The sequence below is a fragment of the Lentzea cavernae genome (assembly GCF_014653695.1).
In the GTDB taxonomy this organism is placed as follows: Bacteria; Actinomycetota; Actinomycetes; order Mycobacteriales; family Pseudonocardiaceae; genus Lentzea; species Lentzea cavernae.
In genome coordinates this window covers 191,155-209,757 of record NZ_BNAR01000013.1, presented here as the reverse complement: position 1 = coordinate 209,757, position 18,603 = coordinate 191,155, and the positions used below count along the sequence as shown (strand labels likewise).

Below are 18,603 nucleotides of genomic sequence, written 5' to 3'. Positions count from 1 at the left end.
TCCTCCATCAAGCCAGATCGGCGCGGAACGCGGCAGCGAGCGCCTGGGTCAGCTGGCCGAACCGGTGGCCGCGGGAGCGTTCTTCGTCGGTCATGCGGCTGCGCTCGAGGTTGGTCGACCAGCTCGCCCTGCGCGCCAGGGTCGACCACTCGCGCACGTGCCTGCCGAGGTCGCTGTCGGGGGTGACGACGACGGGGTCCGTGGACGCCAGTGCGGCGGCCAGGCCCGGGGTGTCGCCCAAGCCCAGTTCGGCGGCGAGCCTGGTGGCCGTGGTGGTGGCGTCCTCGACGGGGTACGGCCTCGTGCGGCTGAACCAGTGGTCGAAGTGCGCGCTGGGCTGGGGAGCGGTGATCTGCTCGTAGGTGGGCAGGACGCCGGTGATCAGGCCGGTCAGCCGCAGCGCGTGGGTCATGACGTCCTCGTAGCGGTACTGCCAGCTCTCGTCGTCCTCCTCGTCCTCGTCGTCGGCCGTGTCGGGGTCGAAGCCCGCCTCGCGCATCAGCGGGAGCAGGCGGTCCGGGTCCGTGCCGTCGCGGTTGTCGGGCCAGTTGAGGTGGAAGGTGGTGGTGGTCGTGCCGTCGGTCGAGTGGGTGAAACGGGGCGAGGCGTAGTCGTGCCGCACGACCGAGATCGCCTCCGTGCCCCGCGAGAGCGCGTCCACCAGCTGTCCCAGCCAGAAGCTCGTCGGCTGGACGAGGACGGTCCACTCGCCCAGTGCCAGCACCGAGACGGCCTCCGGGTAGCCGTCGTCGAAGTTGTGCAACGCGCTGATGTCCGCGGCCGTGCGGTCGGCCAGCGTGTCCTCCAGTCCGCCGACGCGGCGCAACGCGTCGAGCGGGGAGACGTCGCGGACGAACGCGAGCGAGTAGATCTCGCCCAGGAACTGGGGATCGCCGTGGCCGGCGTCCGCCCAGGACAGGTCGTGCTGCTGCATGTGGTCCCCCGGTGTGGTGAGTGACGCGCGTCGCGTCCCGTCGATTCGAGTCGTCACGAGCTGTTCGCCTAGGGTGCTGCGTGTGTCGCAGTGCGGCCTCGCCCGGATGCCTGGGTGCCTCCACGAGCGCGGTCGCTGCCAGGGACAATTGCTCCCGACCGTTCAGCTCCAGGAGGATTGTTGATCCACAAGTTCTCGGTTCGCTCCGCGGGGGTAGCGGAGCCCGACATCCGTGAGCTCGGCCGATCGTGGGAGCTCGACGACCTCGAGGTGTGGCGCGACTACTACGTCGAGTTCGAGGGCGCGCCGGATCCGGCCGCGCTGGCCCAGGTGGCCGCCGTGCTCGGGGACCAGCTCGACGTCGAGGTCTCCCTGGACCAGCCGCTGGACTCGGGCGCCGTGCAGGTCGCCTACAAGCGCGGCGTGGTCGACAACGAGAGCGACTCGATCATCACCGTGTGCGGGTTGCTCGGCGTGAAGGCGCGCGCGGGCAAGGTCGCGACCAGCTACAAGTCGGCGTCGCCGCAGCTCAAGGACCTCGTGACCGCGACGCGGTTCAACGCGACGATCGAAGAGCTGCACGACGGGGAACCGCACTACGACACCCTCGTCCCGCAGGGCCACTACGAGTCGGCCGCGCAGTTCGACCTGCGCGGGCTCGACGACGCGGCGCTCACCGAGCTGGGCGTGGCCGGTGGCCGCAACCTCTCGCTCGCCCAGATGAAGCACGTGCAGCACGTGCAGGAGACGCTCGAGGACGAGTTCGTCACCGACGTCCTGCTGGAGGCGCTGGACGCCCGCTGGAGCGACCACTGCGCGCACACCACGTGGAAGTCGCTGGGCAGCCTGCTCGGCAGGCTCGTGCAGGCCGCGAAGGACGTCGACAACCCGAACGTGCTCAGCATGTTCCACGACAACGCGGGCGTCTGGGACTTCTACGACGGCCACGCCATCGCGATCAAGGCCGAGACGCACAACGGCCCGTCGGCGATCTCCGGCTACTTCGGCCAGCTGACCAAGCTCGGCGGCGTGCTGCGCGACATCCTCGGCACCGGCCTGTCCGCCGACCCGATCGGCAGCTTCGAGTACACGGCGGTCGGGGAGCCCGAGGCGCCCGCGCCGATCCAGGGCCGTCCGGACGCGCGCAGGCTCGCCGGCGAGACGATCCGGGCGATCAAGGAGTACGGCAACACCTTCGGCGTGCCGATGATGTCGTCGCGCATGACGTTCCACCCCAGCTACCGCGCCAAGCCGTTCGCGCTCGGCGGCAGCATCGGCCTGCTGCCCGTGTCGGCGGCGCAGCGCGGCACCCCGCGTCCGGGCGACTTCGTCGTGCTCATCGGTGGCCTGACCGGCAACGAGGGCATCCACGGCGCGTCCGCGAGCTCCGCGGGCGCCACGATGGACACGGCCGCCGTGCAGATCGGCGCGCCGCTGGAGCAGGTCAAGTTCCGCAAGGCGCTGATCGAGCTGCGCGAGGCGGGCTGCATGAGCGCCCTGACCGACGTCGGTGGCGCGGGCCTCAACAGCGCCGTCGGTGAGATCGGCGAGGCGTGCGGCGTGTGGATCAACACGGCGCTGGTGCCGCTGAAGACCGCGGCGCTGCCGATGTGGCGGATCCTGCTGTCCGAGTCGCAGGAACGCATGCTGCTCGCCGTCCCGCCGGAGCACCAGGAGCGGGCGAAGAAGATCCTCGACCGCCACATGGTGCGCTCGACGGTCATCGGCCGGTTCGCGGACACGGGTCGCTACCACGTGTTCCACGCGCCGGACCTGACCGAGGAGGCCCTCATCGCGGGCGCCCCCGGCGAGGTTCCCGCCCACCGGGGCGAGACCGGCTTCGACGTGTCGTACGACCTGCTCGACATCGAGGTCGAACGGTTCGAGGTCGGCCCGCCGCCGCGTCCGGCCGACGTGGTGGAGTGGCCCGAGCTCGCGCCCACGCAGCTCGCCGGGTTGCTGGAGGAGGTCGTCGCCGACGCCGAGGTCGCCTCGCAGCACTTCGCCGACTCGCAGTACGACTCCACGGTCCAGGGCAACACCTGGTACGGCCCGCACTACGGCACCGAGACCTCGGTCCGCACGTCCTACTGGGCGGGCACGCCGGTCGCCGGTTCGCCGGCCGCGGCCGTGCTGAACACCGCGTTCAACCCGTGGATGTTCGACGCGGACCCGGTCGCCGCCACGCGCCAGATGTTCTGCGCGGCGATCGCGGGCCAGGTGCTCGCGGGTGTCGCGGTGAAGGACATCTGCATGTGCGACAACTTCTACACCCCGCACCTCTCGCCGCACTGGCGCGAGTGGCTGGTCGGCATGGTCGACGAGCTCGCGGTGCTGGTGCGCCACTTCGGCGTCCCGCTGATCTCCGGCAAGGACTCCTCGGCCGGCTCCGTGCAGACCGACGAGGGTCTCGTCAGCGTGCCGCCCGCGGTGTTCCTCTCCGCCCTGGGCAAGGTGCCGCACACCGACGACCTGCTGCGCGAGCAGTGGACCACGGCGGGCAACGTGCTCGTGCGCGTCGGCCTGACCACCGGCTCCCCGGTCGGCACGGTCGCCGGGCGCAAGCTCAGCCTGCCCACCGGCGCGCTCGACGACCTGGAACTGTCCGATGTGGACAGCTACCTGACCGCGCTCGCCGCGAGCCGCGCCCTGCTGCGCAGCGGTGCCCGCATCGGCGCCGGCGGTGTCGCCGCCACGCTCGCCCAGGGTGCGCTGGCCAGCGGCATCGGCGTGAAGCTGGAGTCGGGCAGCACCGAGTCGCTCTTCGCCGAGCACCGCGTCGGTGCCGTCGTCGAGGTCCTCCCCGAGGACGTCGCCGCACTGCCCGCAGAGCTCAACCCCGTCGTTCTCGGTGTGCTGGAAGGCACGCTGGAGGGCACCGGCATCGAGCTCGAGGGCATCGACCTGTTCGCACCGGCCGCGCGCGACGGCTGGCTCAACTCGTTCACGGCGAGGATCGCATGAAGCCGACCGTCAACGTCCTGTACCTGCCCGGCACCAACTGCCAGGAGGAGACCGTCCGAGCGTTCGCCGAGGTGGGTGCGCAGCCGCGGATGAGGTTCGCGGCCGACCTGCTGGCGGGCACCGAGCGGCTCGACGACGCCGACATCCTCTGCATCCCCGGAGGGTTCTCGTTCGGCGACCACCTCGGCGGTGGCGCGGTGGCGGCGGCGTTGCTGCGCAGCCACCTCGCCGACCAGTTCGAGGCGGCGCGCACGCGTCCGCTGATCGGCATCTGCAACGGGTTCCAGATCGCGGTGCGCGGCGGCTGCTTCGGCAAGGTGGGCCTGAAGGTCAACAGCGCCGGCACGTTCCGCAACGAGGAGAACCAGCGGCACGTCGTCGAGAACGACAACGACAGCCCGTGGCTCACCGGGTTGGGCGGCCAGACGCTGACCTTCCCGTGCGCGCACGGCGAGGGCCGGTTCGACCCGGGCGCTGAGACCTCCGCGTTCCGCGTCGCGCTGCGGTACGAGAAGGACTCGAACCCGGACGGGTCGTTCGACGACATCGCGGGTGTCACCAGCGCGGACGGGCTCGCGTTCGGGTTGATGGACCACCCCGAGCGGGCGATCGACCGCGAGGTGCGGCTGGCGTTCTTCGAGAACGGCGTGCGCGCGGTCCGCTAGCGGTGCTGGTGCCGGCCCTACCGCGCGAGCGGGGGCCGGCACCATGGCCGTGCAGTGGTGATCACGGCAAGTTGGTGATCATGAAATCACTCCTGATCGCGGCTGTGGTCGCGCTCTCGCCGTTACCCCCGCTGCAGCCGGAACTGCTGCAGGCCGCCATCTCCGACCTGGAGAACCCGGCAGCGACCTCGGCGCAGCTGCGCGTGTCCGGTGAGGCCGGCCAGTGGTACGGCACGGCGGGCGTCGCGGACCAGCGGACGCAGTGCGGCATCGACCCGGACGACCGGTTCCGGATCGGCAGCGTCACCAAGGTGTTCGTGGCGACGGTGGCCCTGCAGCTGGTGGCGGAGAACAAGATCGGCCTGGACACGCCCGTCCGGCACTACCTCCCCGCGTTGCCGGAGACGTTGGGGGACGTGAAGGTCGGCCAGTTGCTCGACCACACCAGCGGAATCCCGTACGAGGTCGGCTTCCCCGACCTGAGCACGCCGGAGAAGGTCCTCGAGCACCGCTACGACCGGTACGCGCCGGACCAGCGCCTGAAGATGATCCCCGCCGTCGAGCCGATGTTCACCCCCGGCACGAAACAGGAGTACCGGGGCATCAACTACGTGCTCACCGCGATGATCATCGAGAAGGTCAGCGGTCACGGTTACGGCCACGAGGTCGAGAAGCGCATCACCCGTCCCCTCGGGCTGACCTAGACCTACGTGCCCGGCCGGTACGAGACGAAGATCCGCGGGGCGCACGTCCACGGCTACCTGGACGTGCCGGGCAAGGGCCTGGTCGACGTCAGCGACTTCAACACGTCGAAGTCGTACGGCGAGGGCGACATCGTCTCGACGACCGGTGATCTCACCCGGTTCGCCGAGGGGCTCTTCAGCGGCGACCTGCTGCCGGCACCGTTGCTGGACAAGATGTTCACGGTGCCGAACGTGTCCATGGTGGACGGTCGACCGGCCGCGTACTCCACGGGCCTGCAGACGTTCACCATCAACGGTGTCACGGTGTGGGGCAAGACGGGGGAGCAGTACGGGTACAACGCGGGCCTGTTCTCGACGCGGGACCAGCAACGGCGCATCGCCTACTCGTTCACGCCGACGGCACGTGACGCCAGCCAGCAGCTGATGACGCTGCGCATCGCCAACGCCGCGACTAGCCCCGCAGCTGGTCGGCCTTGATGCCGTACTGCGCCATCTTGCGGTAGATCGTCGCCCGCCCGATGCCGAGCTCGGCGGACGCCTGTGCGATCGTCGCGCCCGGCTCGGTCAGGCAGCGCACGATCTCGTCGCGTTCCAGCACCTGCAGCCTGCTCAGACGGTGGCCGACGCTCGTGAACACCTCGGCTGGCAGGTGCTGCACGTCGACCACGTCCGAACGGGCGGCGGCGGCACGCACGACCTGGCGCAGCTGCCTGGTGTTGTCCGGCCACTCGTACGACAGCAACGCGCGCACGGCGGCCGAGGTGAACGTGATGTCACGGCCTCGGTCGCGGTGCGCGAAGTAGTGGGCCAGCGGCAGGATGTCGTCCGGCCGCAAACGCAGCGCCGGGGCTTCCACCACGACGTCCACCAACGGTGCGAGCGCTTCGGGCAGGGCCTCGGTCGCGGTCAGGACGAACCCGCTGAGCAGCGGGGCCAGTGAGGACGCGGCCCACGCGGGCAGCGCGTCGACGTCGGAGACGACGACGCAGGTGTCGGCCTTGCCCAGCTCGGGCGTCCAGAGCCGCAGCCACGAGCCGACGTCGTCGGGGGCCGGGGGACGGGCGTTGAGCAGGCGTTCGCGGGGGCGGACGGAACGGCGGGCGAGCGTGGCCAGTGCCGTCTTGCCCGCTCCCGTCTCGCCGGTGACGGCCACGACGCGGCCTTCCAGCATGGCCTCCGCCGCCGTCGCCACCGCGGACGTCCACGCCGTTGACAGCTTCGGCGGCTGCACCCGGTCGGCGTAGACGCGGAACACCTCGCCGCGCGGGGCCGGGCGGGCCTTGCGACCTGAGGCGCGGGCCAGCATCAACGCCGCCGTGGTGCCCGCCGCGGCCTGCGCCAGGGCCAGGAGCAGTTCGGACGACTGCTCGGACCACGTCGTGAGGTTCACGCTGCCCGCCAGCGCGCCGGACACCGGGTCGACCACCGGCACCGCCGCGCACGTGTAGCCGCGCAGGCCGGTGCAGTAGTGCTCGTCGGCGCGGACCAGCGTCGCCGTGCGGTCGGCGAGGGCCAGGCCCAGGCCGTTCGTGCCGGCGTTGGTCTCGGCGAAGTAGAAGCCGGGGGCCAGGTAGACGCGGTCGAGGGAACGGACGATGGCCGGGTCCGTGCACAGCCTGGTCAGGACGAGGCCGTCGCTGTCGGTGATCATCAGGCTGATGGGCTCGTTCGACAACGTGGCGTGCAGGCCGCGCAGCACCTCGTGGCCGCACTCGTAGAACAACGAGCTCGTGTCGACCGTGCCCGTGAAGACCGGCCGCACCTCGTCCTCCGGCACGCCGTACCGCTCACTGCGCAGCCACGACGCCCGCAGTCGCTGCGGGATCGCGGCCAGCCGCCGGTCGTCCACGTCGACCTCCTCGTCGCGCGTTCCAGCTCAGCGTACGACGGGAACGTGCGCTCGGCGTGTGGCGCGCTGTCTCAAAGTGAGACACCGGACGGGTCCCTGAGCTGCGCCGATCTTCCTACGGTCGTCCCCACCACCACAGGAGGCGGCCATGTACTCGAAGGACGGCGAGACCTACTTCATCGTCGACGCGCACGTCGCTCTCTGGGACGCCCGCCCGGAGAACCAGCGCAACATCCACGGCAAGCAGTTCATCGACTGCTTCTACGACTACCACCGCAACCTCTCGCCCGAGTCGGAGGTGTGGCCGTACGAGGAGTACCTGTACCAGGGCGGCGACCGCCTGATGAAGGACCTCTTCGACGACGGGTACGTGGACCACGCCATCTTCCAGCCCGCTCACCTGGGCGCCTTCTACAACAACGGGTTCGGGCAGACCGAGGAGGCGTGGGCGCTCACCTCGAAGCACCCGGACAAACTCACCTACAACCACTGCTGGGACCCGCGCCGCGAGCAGAAGGGCCTCGACGAGCTCAAGCGCGACGCGGAGCGGTTCGGGCTCAAGGGCGTGAAGCTCTACACCGCCGAGTGGTACGGCGACTCGCGCGGCTACCGGCTCGACGACCCGTGGAGCTACAAGTACCTGGAGACCGCGCAGGAACTGGGCATCCGCAACATCCACGTGCACAAGGGGCCGACGATCAGGCCGCTCGACCGCGACGCGTTCGAGGTGGCCGACGTCGACCACGCGGCGACCGACTTCCCCGAGCTGAACTTCGTGGTCGAGCACTGCGGGCTGCCGCGCCTGGAGGACTTCTGCTGGATCGCCACGCAGGAACCGAACGTGCACGCCGGTCTCGCGGTCGCGATGCCGTTCATCCACACCCGGCCGCGGTACTTCGCCCAGATCATCGGCGAGCTGCTGTACTGGCTGAACGAGGACAGGATCCAGTTCTCCAGCGACTACGCGCTGTGGACGCCGCGCTGGCTGGTCGAGCGGTTCGTGGACTTCCAGATCCCCGAGGACATGACCGAGTACGCGCCGCTCACCGTGGCCCAGAAGAAGAAGATCCTCGGCCTGAACGCCGCGAAGATGTACGACATCCCGGTTCCCGAGGGTCTGGACGTCGCCCCGGTCGAGCAGGAGGCGGTGTCGGTCGCATGATCGAGACGGCGGTGTTCGAGGCGCTCGACGAGGTCATGGACCCCGAGCTGGACGAGCCGATCACGACGCTCGGTTTCGTGCGCTCGGTCGAGCTGGACGGCGGCGTGCTGACAGTCCACTTGCGACTCCCCACCGCGTTCTGCTCGCCGAACTTCGCGTACCTCATGGCATCGGACTCGAAGGACGCGCTGCGCGACCTGGCGCCGCACGTGGTCGTCGTGCTGGACGACCACCACGACTCGGACGTGATCAACCGCGGCATCGCCGCCGACGCCGGGTTCGTCGGCACGTACGGCGAGGAGGCGTCGCGGGAACTGGAAGAGCTGCGGTTGACGTTCCAGCGCAAGGCTCACGCGGCGGCGATGGAACGGGCCGTGCGCGAGGTGCCGCTGGAACGCCTGAGGTCGTTGACGTTGCAGGACCTCCCCGCCACCAGGGCGAGCGAGGCGTTGCGGCGCAGGCGTTCCGCCCTCGGCTTCGACACCGCGCCGGACGCGCCGGTCCTCGTCGACGACATCGGCGCACCGCTGCCGCCGGGCGAACTGCCGCTGCGGCTGCGGTTCGCGAGGTCGGTCGGCATTTCCATCGAGGGCAACGCGCACTTCTGCCGCGGTCTGCTGCGCACCCGTTACGCATTGGAGGAGACGGCATGAAGGCCGTTCAGGTGGTCGGCTACCACAAGCCCTTGGAGCTCACCGAGGTCGAGGAGCCCACGGCGACCGGACCGTTCGACGTCGTGGTGCGCATCGGCGGCGCCGGCGTGTGCCGCACGGACCTGCACATCCTCGAAGGGCAGTGGGCGGAGAAGTCCGGCGTGGCGCTGCCGTACACGATCGGCCACGAGAACGCCGGCTGGGTGCACGCGGTCGGCCCGGCCGTCTCGAACGTCGCGGTGGGCGACAAGGTGATCGTGCACCCGCTGATCACGTGCGGCCTGTGCCGGGCCTGCCGCAGCGGTGACGACGTGCACTGCGCCGCCTCGCAGTTCCCCGGCATCGACACCGCCGGCGGCTACGCGGAGTACCTGAAGACGTCCGCCCGCAGCGTCGTGAAGATCGACAACGCCCTGGAGCCCTCCGACGTGGCGGCCCTGGCCGACGCGGGTCTCACGGCGTACCACGCGGCGGCCAAGGCGGCGCGCAGGCTGCGGCCGGGGGACCGGTGCGTGGTGATCGGCGCGGGCGGCCTCGGGCACATCGGCGTGCAGGTGCTCAAAGCGTTGACAGCGGCCGAGATCGTCGTCCTCGACCGCAACCAGGACGCGGTCAAGCTCGCCGAGACGATCGGAGCCGACCACGGCGTCGTCGCGGACGGCTCGCACGTCTCCGCGGTCCTCGACCTCACCGGCGGGAACGGCGCCGAGACGGTCATCGACTTCGTCGGCGAGGGCGGTGCGACGCGCGACGGCGTCGCGATGCTGCGGCGTGCGGGCGACTACCACGTCGTCGGCTACGGCGAGAACATCGACGTGCCCACGATCGACATCATCTCCACCGAGATCAACCTGATCGGCAACCTCGTCGGCTCCTACAACGACCTCTGCGAGCTCATGGTGCTGGCGGCGCAGGGGAAGGTCACGCTGCACACCCAGAAGTACCCGCTGGAGAGGTTCCAGGACGCGATCGACGACCTCGACGCCGGACGGGTGCGCGGCCGCGCCATCCTCACACCGCAATGAGTTCGTTCGGGCTGTAACGCTCCGGCCCGGAGGCGTGATGAACGGTCCATGGGCCTGGTCACTGTCGAGGGCAGCCATGTCGGTTTCACCGACGCGCTGTCCCGTGTCGCCGAGCAGCTGAAACCGCTCGGCGACGCGGGCCGGTGCGTCGCCGAGACGTACGCGCTGGCCACCGAGATCCGCCGGATCAGCGAGGCGAAGGCGGTGGACGACAAGGAGGTCAAGCTGGCGGTGCTGGACCAGCGCCGCCGGGAGTCCACCTCCACGTTGCGCAGCATGCAGAAGGAGCTCGGCAGGGCCGACAGGAGCGCGGCGGCGTTGCGGCAGTGCATGGTCAACATGCAGCGCGCGACCGTGAAGCCGGGCATCGAACTGGCCGAACGCCGTGCCTACATCGACCTGACGCAGCACTTCACCACGATGCTCGTGCAGCACCACTCCGACCTCACCGGAGGCGTCGCGGACGTCATCGACAAGGTGCTCAACGGATCCGGCGCCGCCGCGCTCGCGCCGGCCCGCAAGCCGCGCCGCCGCCGGTGAGCCGCGACAACCGCGGCTGCGCGCTCGGCCTCCTCGCCGTCTTCCTGGTGATGCCGTTCGCGATCCTGCTGATCTCGCCCGCGATGGCGGCCCGCATCTACGTCGACGCCGTGCCGGAACACCAGCCGTACCTGCACGAGTGGCTCTGGGGCGCCGCGATCTCCGTGCCGCTGAGCACGCTGCTGGTCCGGTCCGCGCTGAAGCGGGACGGCCGGGTGCGCGGGGCTCCGCCGCTGAAGCGCTGGCGGGGCCTGTTCGTGAACGGCGTGGTGCTGCTCGCCGCCGTCAACACCTTCGCCTTTCTCAAGAAGGCGCCGTCCGCCGCGGGTGAGCACGTGGTCCAGGACCTCGTGCCGTTCTTCGGAGGCTCCGCGCTGGTCGGCCTGGCCGTGCTCGTCGTGCTGTCGCTGTGGGACCGCCGTGCCCGCCGCGTCACCGTCGAGGAGGTGCGCGAGGCCGCCGTCCAGGCCGACCACGCGCTGAAGCGCGTGCGTGCCGAGAACGCCCGAGTGCGCCGCCAGGCCGAGCAGGTGCAGGCGCGCCTGGTGAAGCTCCAGGCCCGTGATCCCGCGCGTTCCGACGTGGAATTCCATTCGTTGCGCATATTCCACCGCGAGTCCTACCAATGCGCCGACACCGCGCATCTCGCCTACGACTCCGCGCAAACGTCGCTGCGCACGATGTCCTTCCTGGTCCGCCGGGCGCGAATCGCACCGCGCCACCTGGTCGCGAGCCAGCGCGCCCGCGCCGAGATGCGGGCCGCCGCGACGCACCTGGAGCGGTCGCACGGCGAGCTGCGGTCACAGGTCGACCAGGGGCTGGGCATGGTCCGCGACCTGAACGCCAACACGTCCGAGCTCAAGCACGAGATCCGCGACAACTGCGGTGCGCAGGGCCGGCAGTGGTTCGCGGAGCTGGAAGAACGCATCGAACAGGCGCGCGAGGAACGCCGTGCGAAAGCCTTTTGATTCCGGCGGCGCCGTCCGGGCATTGGCGGGGGTGCGGGCAGAAATCAGACAGAAATCGCGCGGACCGTCACCAGAACCGATCTGGAACGTTTGCAGCGCTGTGGTGCGGGCCACAGGGGGCGCGGCCGGCGCTCCAGTGCGGTTCCGCGGATCGCGATCGGAGTGGGCGTGATGGCGGTGACCAGCGGAATTGCCACGCTCTCGACGTCGGCGGGAGGCGGGTAACGAAGATCATGACCGGGGAATGACTCCTGATCACGGTGAGTCATGCGAATTCCGCGATAAGCGCTGGTGACGGAAAGCGACGCCCGGTCGCGCTCCGTTCTCGCATAGAGATGCCGCACACTCGTGTCAAGTTCGCGGTCAATAGCGAGCGTTTCCACTGTTCAGTTCGCGAAAGTCCAGCTCGCCGCCCATTCGCCCGCTCGGTCACGGGAGACGCGCCCGACCTGCGAGAGCGCGTTCCTCCGTGACAACGCGGAGAGTGAACTCGGATAGGGGGTGTTGCGCTGCGCATCTGACTGAGTACTCTGCTCTCACCCCCTCAAGATCATCGCTGTTGATAGTGTTGATCTTGTAGTGCTATCTTTCCGTCGCCAATTCGGGTGGTCGTGGAGCGTTGTGAAGCTGAAGAACGTGCCTGAGACGAATTACAAGACAATTCGTTCTCGGCTCACTGGTGTCGTGGTGGTTCCCAGCGTCGTCCTTCTGGCCATGTGGGCGCTGTTCTCGTCCTACACGGTGTTCGAGGGTCTCTACCTCCAGCTGGTCGCCTCCGGCGCGCGGGACGCGTCGATCCCCGCGGTCCAGTCGTTCGCGTCGCTGCAGAAGGAACGCGAGCTGAGCATGACGAGCCTGAGCCGCGGCGGCGCGGGCTCGTCGGCGTTGCTCAAGCAGCAGCAGGACACCGACAAGGACGTCGAGAAGATGAAGGCGGCGTTCGGGGAGCTCGCCTCCCAGGCGCCGCAGGAGATCGTCGACGGCATCAACAAGCTCAACGGGCTGCTCGACCAGCTGCCGGACCAGCGCGAGCGCCTCGAGTCGGGCAACTCGTCCAAGGACGAGGTCTACCGCTACTACAACAGCGTGCTCGACGCCGGTGGCTCGCTGTTCGGCACGCAGGCCCGCATCGTCCCCGACGCCGAGACCGTGCAGGGCGCGCTGACCGCGTTGCAGGCCTTCCAGGCCTCCGACGCGATGTCGCGGGCCAGCTCGGTCGCCGCGGGTGCGATCGCGGCGGGCAAGTTCACGCCGGAGGAGCACCGCGAGTACGTCAACCTCGTCGGCGCGTACCACTTCACGCTCAACGTCATCGAGCCCGTCTCGCTGCCCGACGTGCGCGAGCACTTCAAGCAGCTCACCGGAAGCGCGCCGTACCAGCAGCTCGTGACGTTCGAGAACCGCCTGCTGCAGAACTCCGACCGGCCCATCGGGCAGCAGGTCGCCCTGGCGGACTTCGAGAACTCCACCCGCGCGGTCTCGCAGGAGATCGTCACGATGGTGCAGGAGCAGTCCACGGGCGCCGTGAACATCGCCATGGCGAACGGCAAGGAGAAGTTCACCACCGTCCTCATCGGCAGCCTCATCGCCCTGATCGCGGTCATCGCCGGCATCTTCGTCGCCGTGCGCGTCTCGAACCGCCTGGTCAACAAGGCGTTGATCGTCCGCCTGATCAACCTGAAGAGCGACTCGCTGAAGCTCGCCCACGAGCGGCTGCCGGACATCGTCGAGCGCCTGCGCGAAGGCAAGCACGTCGACGTCGCCGCCGAGGTCCCCGCGCTCGACTACGGCAACGACGAGATCGGGCAGGTGGCCGACGCGTTCAACGCCGCGCAGTACACCGCCGTCGCCGCGGCCGTGAAGGAGTCGCAGACCCGTGAGGGCGTGAACCGGGTCTTCCTCGACATCGCGCGCCGCAACCAGGGCCTGGTGCACCGCCAGCTCAAGATCCTCGACAAGCTGGAGCGCGAGGAGGAGAACCCCGACCACCTCGACGCGTTCTTCCAGCTCGACCACCTCGCGACCCGCGCGCGCCGCAACGCCGAGAACCTGATCATCCTGACCGGTGAGCAGCCGGGCCGGCAGTGGCGCAAGCCCGTGCGCATGCTCGACGTCGTGCGCGCCGCCGTCGCGGAGACCGAGCAGTACGCCCGCGTGAAGGTGAACCCGGTGCCCGAGGTCGCGCTGGTCGGCGCCGCCGTCGCGGACACCATCCACCTGATCGCCGAGCTCGTCGACAACGCGACGTCGTTCTCGTCGCCGCGCTCGCAGGTCGAGATCCACAGCAGCGAGGTGCCGCAGGGTCTCGTCATCGAGATCGAGGACCACGGTCTCGGCATCAAGCCCGAGGACCGCGAGCTGCACAACAAGATGCTGGAAGCGCCGCCCGACTTCGAGGCGATGAGGCTGCGCGGCGAGTCCCGCCTCGGCCTGTTCGTCGTCGCCCGGCTGGCCGCGCGCCGCCACATCCACGTCGAGCTGCGCGACTGCCCGTCCGGCGGCACCATCGCGCTGGTCCTGATCCCGTCCGAGCTGATCGTCGGCGAGGCGGGCGCGGTGGACCCCGCGGACTCGGTGCAGATGCCCAAGCCCACGTTCCGCCAGCAGACGATGCAGCAGGCCGCGCGTTCGCCGGAGGCACTCGAGGGCGCCGTCCCGATGCAGGGCGAACTGACGCACGACTCGCTGCCCGCCGAGAGGCCCACCGAGACCTTCCAGCTGGACGAGTTCTGGGCCGGGAGGGCAGTGGGAAACGGCTCGGCCCCAGGCCCGGAAAGGGATCTGGACAGCAGCAGCGGGCAGCTCGAGCTGCCCCGGGAAGACCGCCGGGCAGGCGCCTGGCCGACCGACGACCCGGCGGAAGGTGAGCAGACGACGCGCCAGAACGCACGGCCCGAGCTGCCGCGCCGGAGGCGGCAGCAGCACCTCGTACCGCAGTTGGCCAACGACGACCTCCGGCCGATGCCCGAACTCGCCGAGTTCAACCCCGAGGAACGGGCGGAACGCACCCGCGACGGAATGTCCGCCTTCCAGCGGGGCACGCGTGACGCCCGCCAGGCCGACGACGTCGTGGAACCGTGATCACGAATACTAGAAGGGCTATTTCCGTGGACGACCTGACCAGCGGGCACCCCGAGCTCAACTGGCTGCTGGAGGACCTCGTCTCGAGAGTGGTCGGTGCCCGGCACGCGGTGGTGCTCTCCGCGGACGGCCTGCTGCTCGCCCACTCTCCCGAGCTCTCCAAGGACGACTCCGATCACCTCTCGGCGATGGCGTCGGCGTTCCAGAGCCTCGCCCGAGGCACCGGAAGGCACTTCGGGGGTGGGCAGGTCCGCCAGACCATCGTGGAGATGGAACGCGCCCACCTGTTCGTCACCGCGGCGGGACAGGGCGCCTGTCTCGCGGTGGTGGGCGACGAGGACGCCGACATGGGCATGATCGCCTACGAGATGAACATGCTCGTGAAGCGCGTGGGCGCCTACCTCTCGTCGGCGCCGCGAACAATGGCGTCGCCGAGGATGCCCAACCCCCTCGGGTTGTCATGAGCAACTCCTCCGACTGGTGGTACGACGAGGCGGCGGGCCCCATGGTCCGCCCGTACGCGATGGTGAACGGCCGCACCAGGCCCAAGCCCGCGGGCGAGGACCTGACCGTCACGACCCAGGTCCGGGCGCTGCGCACGACAACGGACCAGGGCACGCTGTCGGTGGAGCACCTGGAGATCATCAAACTCTGCCGGAAACCGCTTTCCGTCGCGGAGGTCGCCGCCTACCTGCACGCGCCGCTCGTCGTCGTGAAGGTGCTCCTGAGCGACCTCATCCAGCGCGGTGACGTCATCACCAGCGGCCCGGCCACCACGGTGGCCCCGGTCGACATGAACCTACTCCAGAAGGTGCTCGATGGTGTCCGTGCAATCTGACCGCCCGGATTCAGGGCAGGGCAAGGAAGAACTCCTCGTCCCCTCGTCGGTCAAGATCGTCGTCGCCGGCGGTTTCGGCGTCGGCAAGACCACGATGGTCGGCGCGGTCAGCGAGATCACCCCGCTGCGGACCGAGGAACTGCTCACCGAGGCCGGCGAGGAGATCGACGACCTCTACGGCGTCGAGGGCAAGACCACGACGACCGTGGCCCTGGACTTCGGCCGCATCACGATCAACCCCGACCTGGTGCTCTACCTGTTCGGCACACCGGGCCAGGACCGCTTCTGGTTCCTGTGGGACGAGCTCGCCATCGGCTCGATCGGCGCCGTCGTCCTGGTCGACACCCGCAGGCTCGACGCGGGCTTCGGCGCGATCGACTTCTTCGAGCGCAGGGGCATCCCGTTCGTCGTGGCGGTGAACTGCTTCCAGGGCAGCCACTCCTACACGGCGGAGGAGATGCGCGTGGCGCTGGACGTCGCGGACAACGTGCCGCTGGTGCTGTGCGACGCCCGCGACCGCGAGTCGTGCAAGGCGGTGCTGGTCCGCGTGATCGAGCACGCGATGAACCGCCTCGACGTGATGGCCTGATCTGCTCTGTGCTGAAGCCCTTGGCGTTGTGCGCCAGGGGCTTCAGTCGTTTCTAGTGGCGTGGCTCAGGACGTTGCCGGTGTGTTCGTGGTCAGACGGGCGTGTCGTGGTGCCGCCCCCACGTCCTCGTACTGGTAGTACGGGGGCGTGGGGGCGGTGCCGCGACGGGTCCTGCTGAGCGCGGACAGGCCGCCAACGTCCTGTGTCGCGCCACTAGGGCTTGATCTGCTCGAGCCGGCAGCGGAACGGCCGCAGGATCGGCGGCACCTCCGTGAGCCGGTAACCGGGCACCCGCCCGGGATCCTTCGCGATACCGGCCAGCGTCTCCGCCACGTACTCCAGGTGGCTGCGGGTGTACACGCGGCGCGGGATCGCGAGCCGCACCAGCTCGAACGGCGCCGGCGTGATCAGCTCACCGGACGGGTCGATCTCCCCGAGGTAGAGGGAACCCACCTCGGCGCACCGGATTCCGCCCGCGAGGTACAACTCCGACGCGAGCGCGTGCCCGGTGAAGCGGCTCGGCGGGATGTGCGGCAGGAGCCTGCCCGCGTTGAGGTACACGGCATGCACGCCGGCCGGCCGCACACTGTCCACACCGGCCTCGCGCGCGCAGTCGGCGAGGTAGGCGGTGGCCTCCGCCCGCTCGCGCAGGTACAGCGGGTCGGTGACCTCGATCAGGCCCTGCGCGCACATGTCGAGGTCACGTCCGGAGAGCCCGCCGTACGTGCTGAACCCCTCGGTCGCGATCAGCAGGAGTTCGCACTGCTTGGCCAGGTCCTGGTCCTGCAGCGCGAGCATCCCTCCGATGTGGACGATGCCGTCCTTCTTCAGGCTCAGCACGCACCCGTCGGCCAGCCGGAACGCGAGCCTCGCGACCTCGCGCGGGCTGTGGCCGCGGAAGCGCTCCTCCCGCTGCGTCACGAGCCACGCGTTCTCGGCGAAGCGGGCCGCGTCGAGGATGAACGGCACCCCGTACCTGCGGCACAACACGCCCACGGCCTCGAGGTTCGCCATCGACACCGGCTGCCCGCCGCCACCGTTGTTGGTGATCGTCATGAGCACCAGGCCGACGTCCTCGGGCCCGTCGAGCAACGCCTCGAGCGCGACGAGGTCGATGTCGCCCTTGAACGGCGCGTCGCTGTCGAGGTCCGCGAACGCGGGCGACGGGAGGTCGCGCACGACACCGCCCGCCAGTTCGACGTTCGCGCGGGTGGTGTCGAAGTGCGTGTTGCTGACCGAGATCTGCCCGGGCTTGAGCAGAGCGCTGAACAGGATGCGTTCGGCGGCGCGGCCCTGGTGCACGGGGAAGATGTGCTCGTACCCGGTGAGCTCCTCCGCCACCTCGCGGAACCGGAACCACGAGCGGGCGCCCGCGTACGTCTCGTCGCCGCGCATGCCGGCCGCCTGCTGTTCCGCCGACAACGCGCCGGTGCCGGAATCGCTCAGCAGGTCGATCGTGACGTCTTCCGCTGTGAGGTTGAACTGGTTGTACCCGGCCTCGGCGTAACGGCGTTCCCGGAATTCTCGGGTGGTGATGGGAATGGGCTCGACGACCTTGATGCGGTACGGCTCCACGGCGGTGGCCTTTCTGGTGCAGCGCTAAGCGGATAGTGCTTTGGTGCGGGGCGGCGTGACGTCGTACGCCTCCGAGGACAGGTAGACCGAGACACCGGGCTTCGGCCTGCCCAGCCTCAGTGACACGTGGGCGATCAGGCCGGCGCCGTCCCCGAGCGGGCGCTGCACGAGGCTCGCCAGCGCCATCACGAACGGCGTCGTGTCGAGCCCGCACCTGGCCATGATCGCCAGGACGCGCTCGCACGCCTCCAGGTCGTCCTGCACGTAGTCCCGCACCGGGATGTAGACGGAGTAGCCGCTGGGCCGCTCCGTGTCGCCGGACAGGAACGTGTAGCTCGACATCAGGGGACGCCGGGAGAAGGGCCCCACGCCGCCGCAGGCGAGCTCGCAGACGTCCGCGAGGATGGTCTGGTCCGCCTCGGGCACCGCGGCCGCAGCGCGCACCACGTCCGCGACCACGGCGTCCTCGTGCGAGACGTAGGTCTTCACCCGTGCCCGGCTCTCGTCCATGAGGTCGAGGGCGAAGAAGGAGAACCGGTCCAGCCCCTCGCGCCGCAGCCCGTGCTCCTGCACGGCGGGGAACGCCCCGCCCAGGCCGAGCCGGGACAACGCCTCGCCCACCAGGGCGGTCGCGCTCTCACGACCGCGCGCCTCGGGGTTGAGGTAGACCTTCACGGCGGGTGGCACGGCGGGCTGGACTATCAGCGAGTACCAGAACGCGAACGCGCCCTGCGGGTCCTCCGGCAGGAACAGGTCGCGGACGAGGTCGAGCTGGCCGAGCCGCACCTGATGTCGTGCCGCCAGTCCGTCGAGCACCCGCAGCGCCTCGGCGACGTTGGCCTGGCGGCCGGGCTGTTCGGCGAGCGACTCGACGATCATCCGGACCGCGGGGCGCTCGTTTTGGGCCAAAGCCACCGAGAATTCGATCGGGGTGTGATCGTCGGCGACGAATGACGGCCAATGGGGAATCGCGGAGAGCGGAAGCCTGCTACCTGGGCCTAATGCCTCACCCAGCAGTTTTGTCGCGCTTTCGGCCGCGTTCGACAAACCGACGGC

15 protein-coding genes and 1 pseudogene are annotated in these 18,603 nt (G+C 69.7%); 12 read left to right on the top strand and 4 right to left on the bottom strand.

Translation table 11 applies throughout. From position 1 onward, the window contains the following. Positions 1-7: 7 nt before the first annotated feature. Positions 8-991, bottom strand: coding sequence for a DUF6461 domain-containing protein (locus IE307_RS34230; protein WP_229905352.1), 984 nt, complete (start codon positions 989-991; stop codon positions 8-10). 123 nt (positions 992-1,114) lie between these two features. On the opposite strand from IE307_RS34230, the gene IE307_RS34225 reads away from it, so the two are divergent. The 3 genes and pseudogenes from IE307_RS34225 (at position 1,115) to IE307_RS47045 (ending at position 5,744) form a co-directional block, all read left to right on the top strand. Beyond that, positions 1,115-3,898 carry an AIR synthase-related protein gene (locus IE307_RS34225; protein WP_191303547.1) on the top strand — a complete coding sequence of 928 codons (2,784 nt, stop codon included), beginning with the start codon at positions 1,115-1,117 and terminating at the stop codon, positions 3,896-3,898. Beyond that, positions 3,895-4,563 carry a phosphoribosylformylglycinamidine synthase subunit PurQ gene (locus tag IE307_RS34220; RefSeq protein WP_191303546.1) on the top strand — a complete coding sequence of 223 codons (669 nt, stop codon included), beginning with the start codon at positions 3,895-3,897 and terminating at the stop codon, positions 4,561-4,563. Before IE307_RS34225 ends, IE307_RS34220 begins: the two co-directional genes overlap by 4 nt. An 80-nt stretch (positions 4,564-4,643) precedes the next feature. Next, positions 4,644-5,744 (top strand): annotated as a pseudogene (locus tag IE307_RS47045) (serine hydrolase domain-containing protein). On the opposite strand, the gene IE307_RS34205 reads toward IE307_RS47045, so the two are convergent. Next, positions 5,719-7,116, bottom strand: coding sequence for an AAA-type ATPase lid domain-containing protein (locus tag IE307_RS34205; protein WP_191303543.1), 1,398 nt, complete (start codon positions 7,114-7,116; stop codon positions 5,719-5,721). The pseudogene IE307_RS47045 and the gene IE307_RS34205 overlap by 26 nt on opposite strands. 148 nt (positions 7,117-7,264) lie before the next feature. Between IE307_RS34205 and IE307_RS34200 the strand changes: the two genes are divergently transcribed. The 9 genes from IE307_RS34200 to IE307_RS34160 all read left to right on the top strand — a co-directional run bounded on the left by IE307_RS34200 (position 7,265) and on the right by IE307_RS34160 (position 15,972). Then, positions 7,265-8,278, top strand: coding sequence for an amidohydrolase family protein (locus IE307_RS34200; protein WP_191303542.1), 1,014 nt, complete (start codon positions 7,265-7,267; stop codon positions 8,276-8,278). After that, on the top strand, positions 8,275-8,931 hold the full coding sequence (locus IE307_RS34195; RefSeq protein ID WP_191303541.1) for an iron-sulfur cluster assembly protein: 657 nt from the start codon (positions 8,275-8,277) through the stop codon (positions 8,929-8,931). Before IE307_RS34200 ends, IE307_RS34195 begins: the two co-directional genes overlap by 4 nt. After that, complete coding sequence (locus tag IE307_RS34190) at positions 8,928-9,956, top strand: NAD(P)-dependent alcohol dehydrogenase (protein WP_191303540.1); 1,029 nt, start codon at positions 8,928-8,930, stop codon at positions 9,954-9,956. The genes IE307_RS34195 and IE307_RS34190 overlap by 4 nt, the downstream gene beginning before the upstream one ends. Before the next feature lie 48 nt (positions 9,957-10,004). Then, complete coding sequence (locus tag IE307_RS34185) at positions 10,005-10,496, top strand: hypothetical protein (RefSeq protein ID WP_191303539.1); 492 nt, start codon at positions 10,005-10,007, stop codon at positions 10,494-10,496. Then, a complete protein-coding gene (locus IE307_RS34180; protein ID WP_191303538.1) occupies positions 10,493-11,464 on the top strand; it encodes a hypothetical protein in 972 nt (323 codons plus the stop codon). Before IE307_RS34185 ends, IE307_RS34180 begins: the two co-directional genes overlap by 4 nt. 684 nt (positions 11,465-12,148) lie before the next feature. Continuing rightward, positions 12,149-14,545: a sensor histidine kinase gene (locus IE307_RS34175; RefSeq protein ID WP_308436422.1), complete on the top strand. Its 2,397-nt coding sequence runs from the start codon at positions 12,149-12,151 to the stop codon at positions 14,543-14,545. A 26-nt stretch (positions 14,546-14,571) separates the two neighbouring features. Next, positions 14,572-15,009 carry a roadblock/LC7 domain-containing protein gene (locus IE307_RS34170; protein WP_191303536.1) on the top strand — a complete coding sequence of 146 codons (438 nt, stop codon included), beginning with the start codon at positions 14,572-14,574 and terminating at the stop codon, positions 15,007-15,009. Beyond that, complete coding sequence (locus IE307_RS34165; RefSeq protein ID WP_191303535.1) at positions 15,006-15,383, top strand: DUF742 domain-containing protein; 378 nt, start codon at positions 15,006-15,008, stop codon at positions 15,381-15,383. Before IE307_RS34170 ends, IE307_RS34165 begins: the two co-directional genes overlap by 4 nt. Next, on the top strand, positions 15,364-15,972 hold the full coding sequence (locus tag IE307_RS34160) for a GTP-binding protein (RefSeq protein WP_191303534.1): 609 nt from the start codon (positions 15,364-15,366) through the stop codon (positions 15,970-15,972). The genes IE307_RS34165 and IE307_RS34160 overlap by 20 nt, the downstream gene beginning before the upstream one ends. A gap of 213 nt (positions 15,973-16,185) precedes the next feature. Here the strand turns inward: IE307_RS34160 and IE307_RS34155 are convergent, their stop codons facing one another. Together IE307_RS34155 and IE307_RS34150 are read right to left on the bottom strand one after the other, a co-directional pair. Continuing rightward, positions 16,186-17,547 (bottom strand): tryptophanase, encoded by a 1,362-nt coding sequence (locus IE307_RS34155; RefSeq protein ID WP_191303533.1) that lies wholly within the window; start codon positions 17,545-17,547, stop codon positions 16,186-16,188. Between the two features lie 24 nt (positions 17,548-17,571). Beyond that, positions 17,572-18,594, bottom strand: coding sequence for a tryptophan dimethylallyltransferase family protein (locus IE307_RS34150; protein ID WP_229905364.1), 1,023 nt, complete (start codon positions 18,592-18,594; stop codon positions 17,572-17,574). Positions 18,595-18,603 lie beyond the last annotated feature (9 nt).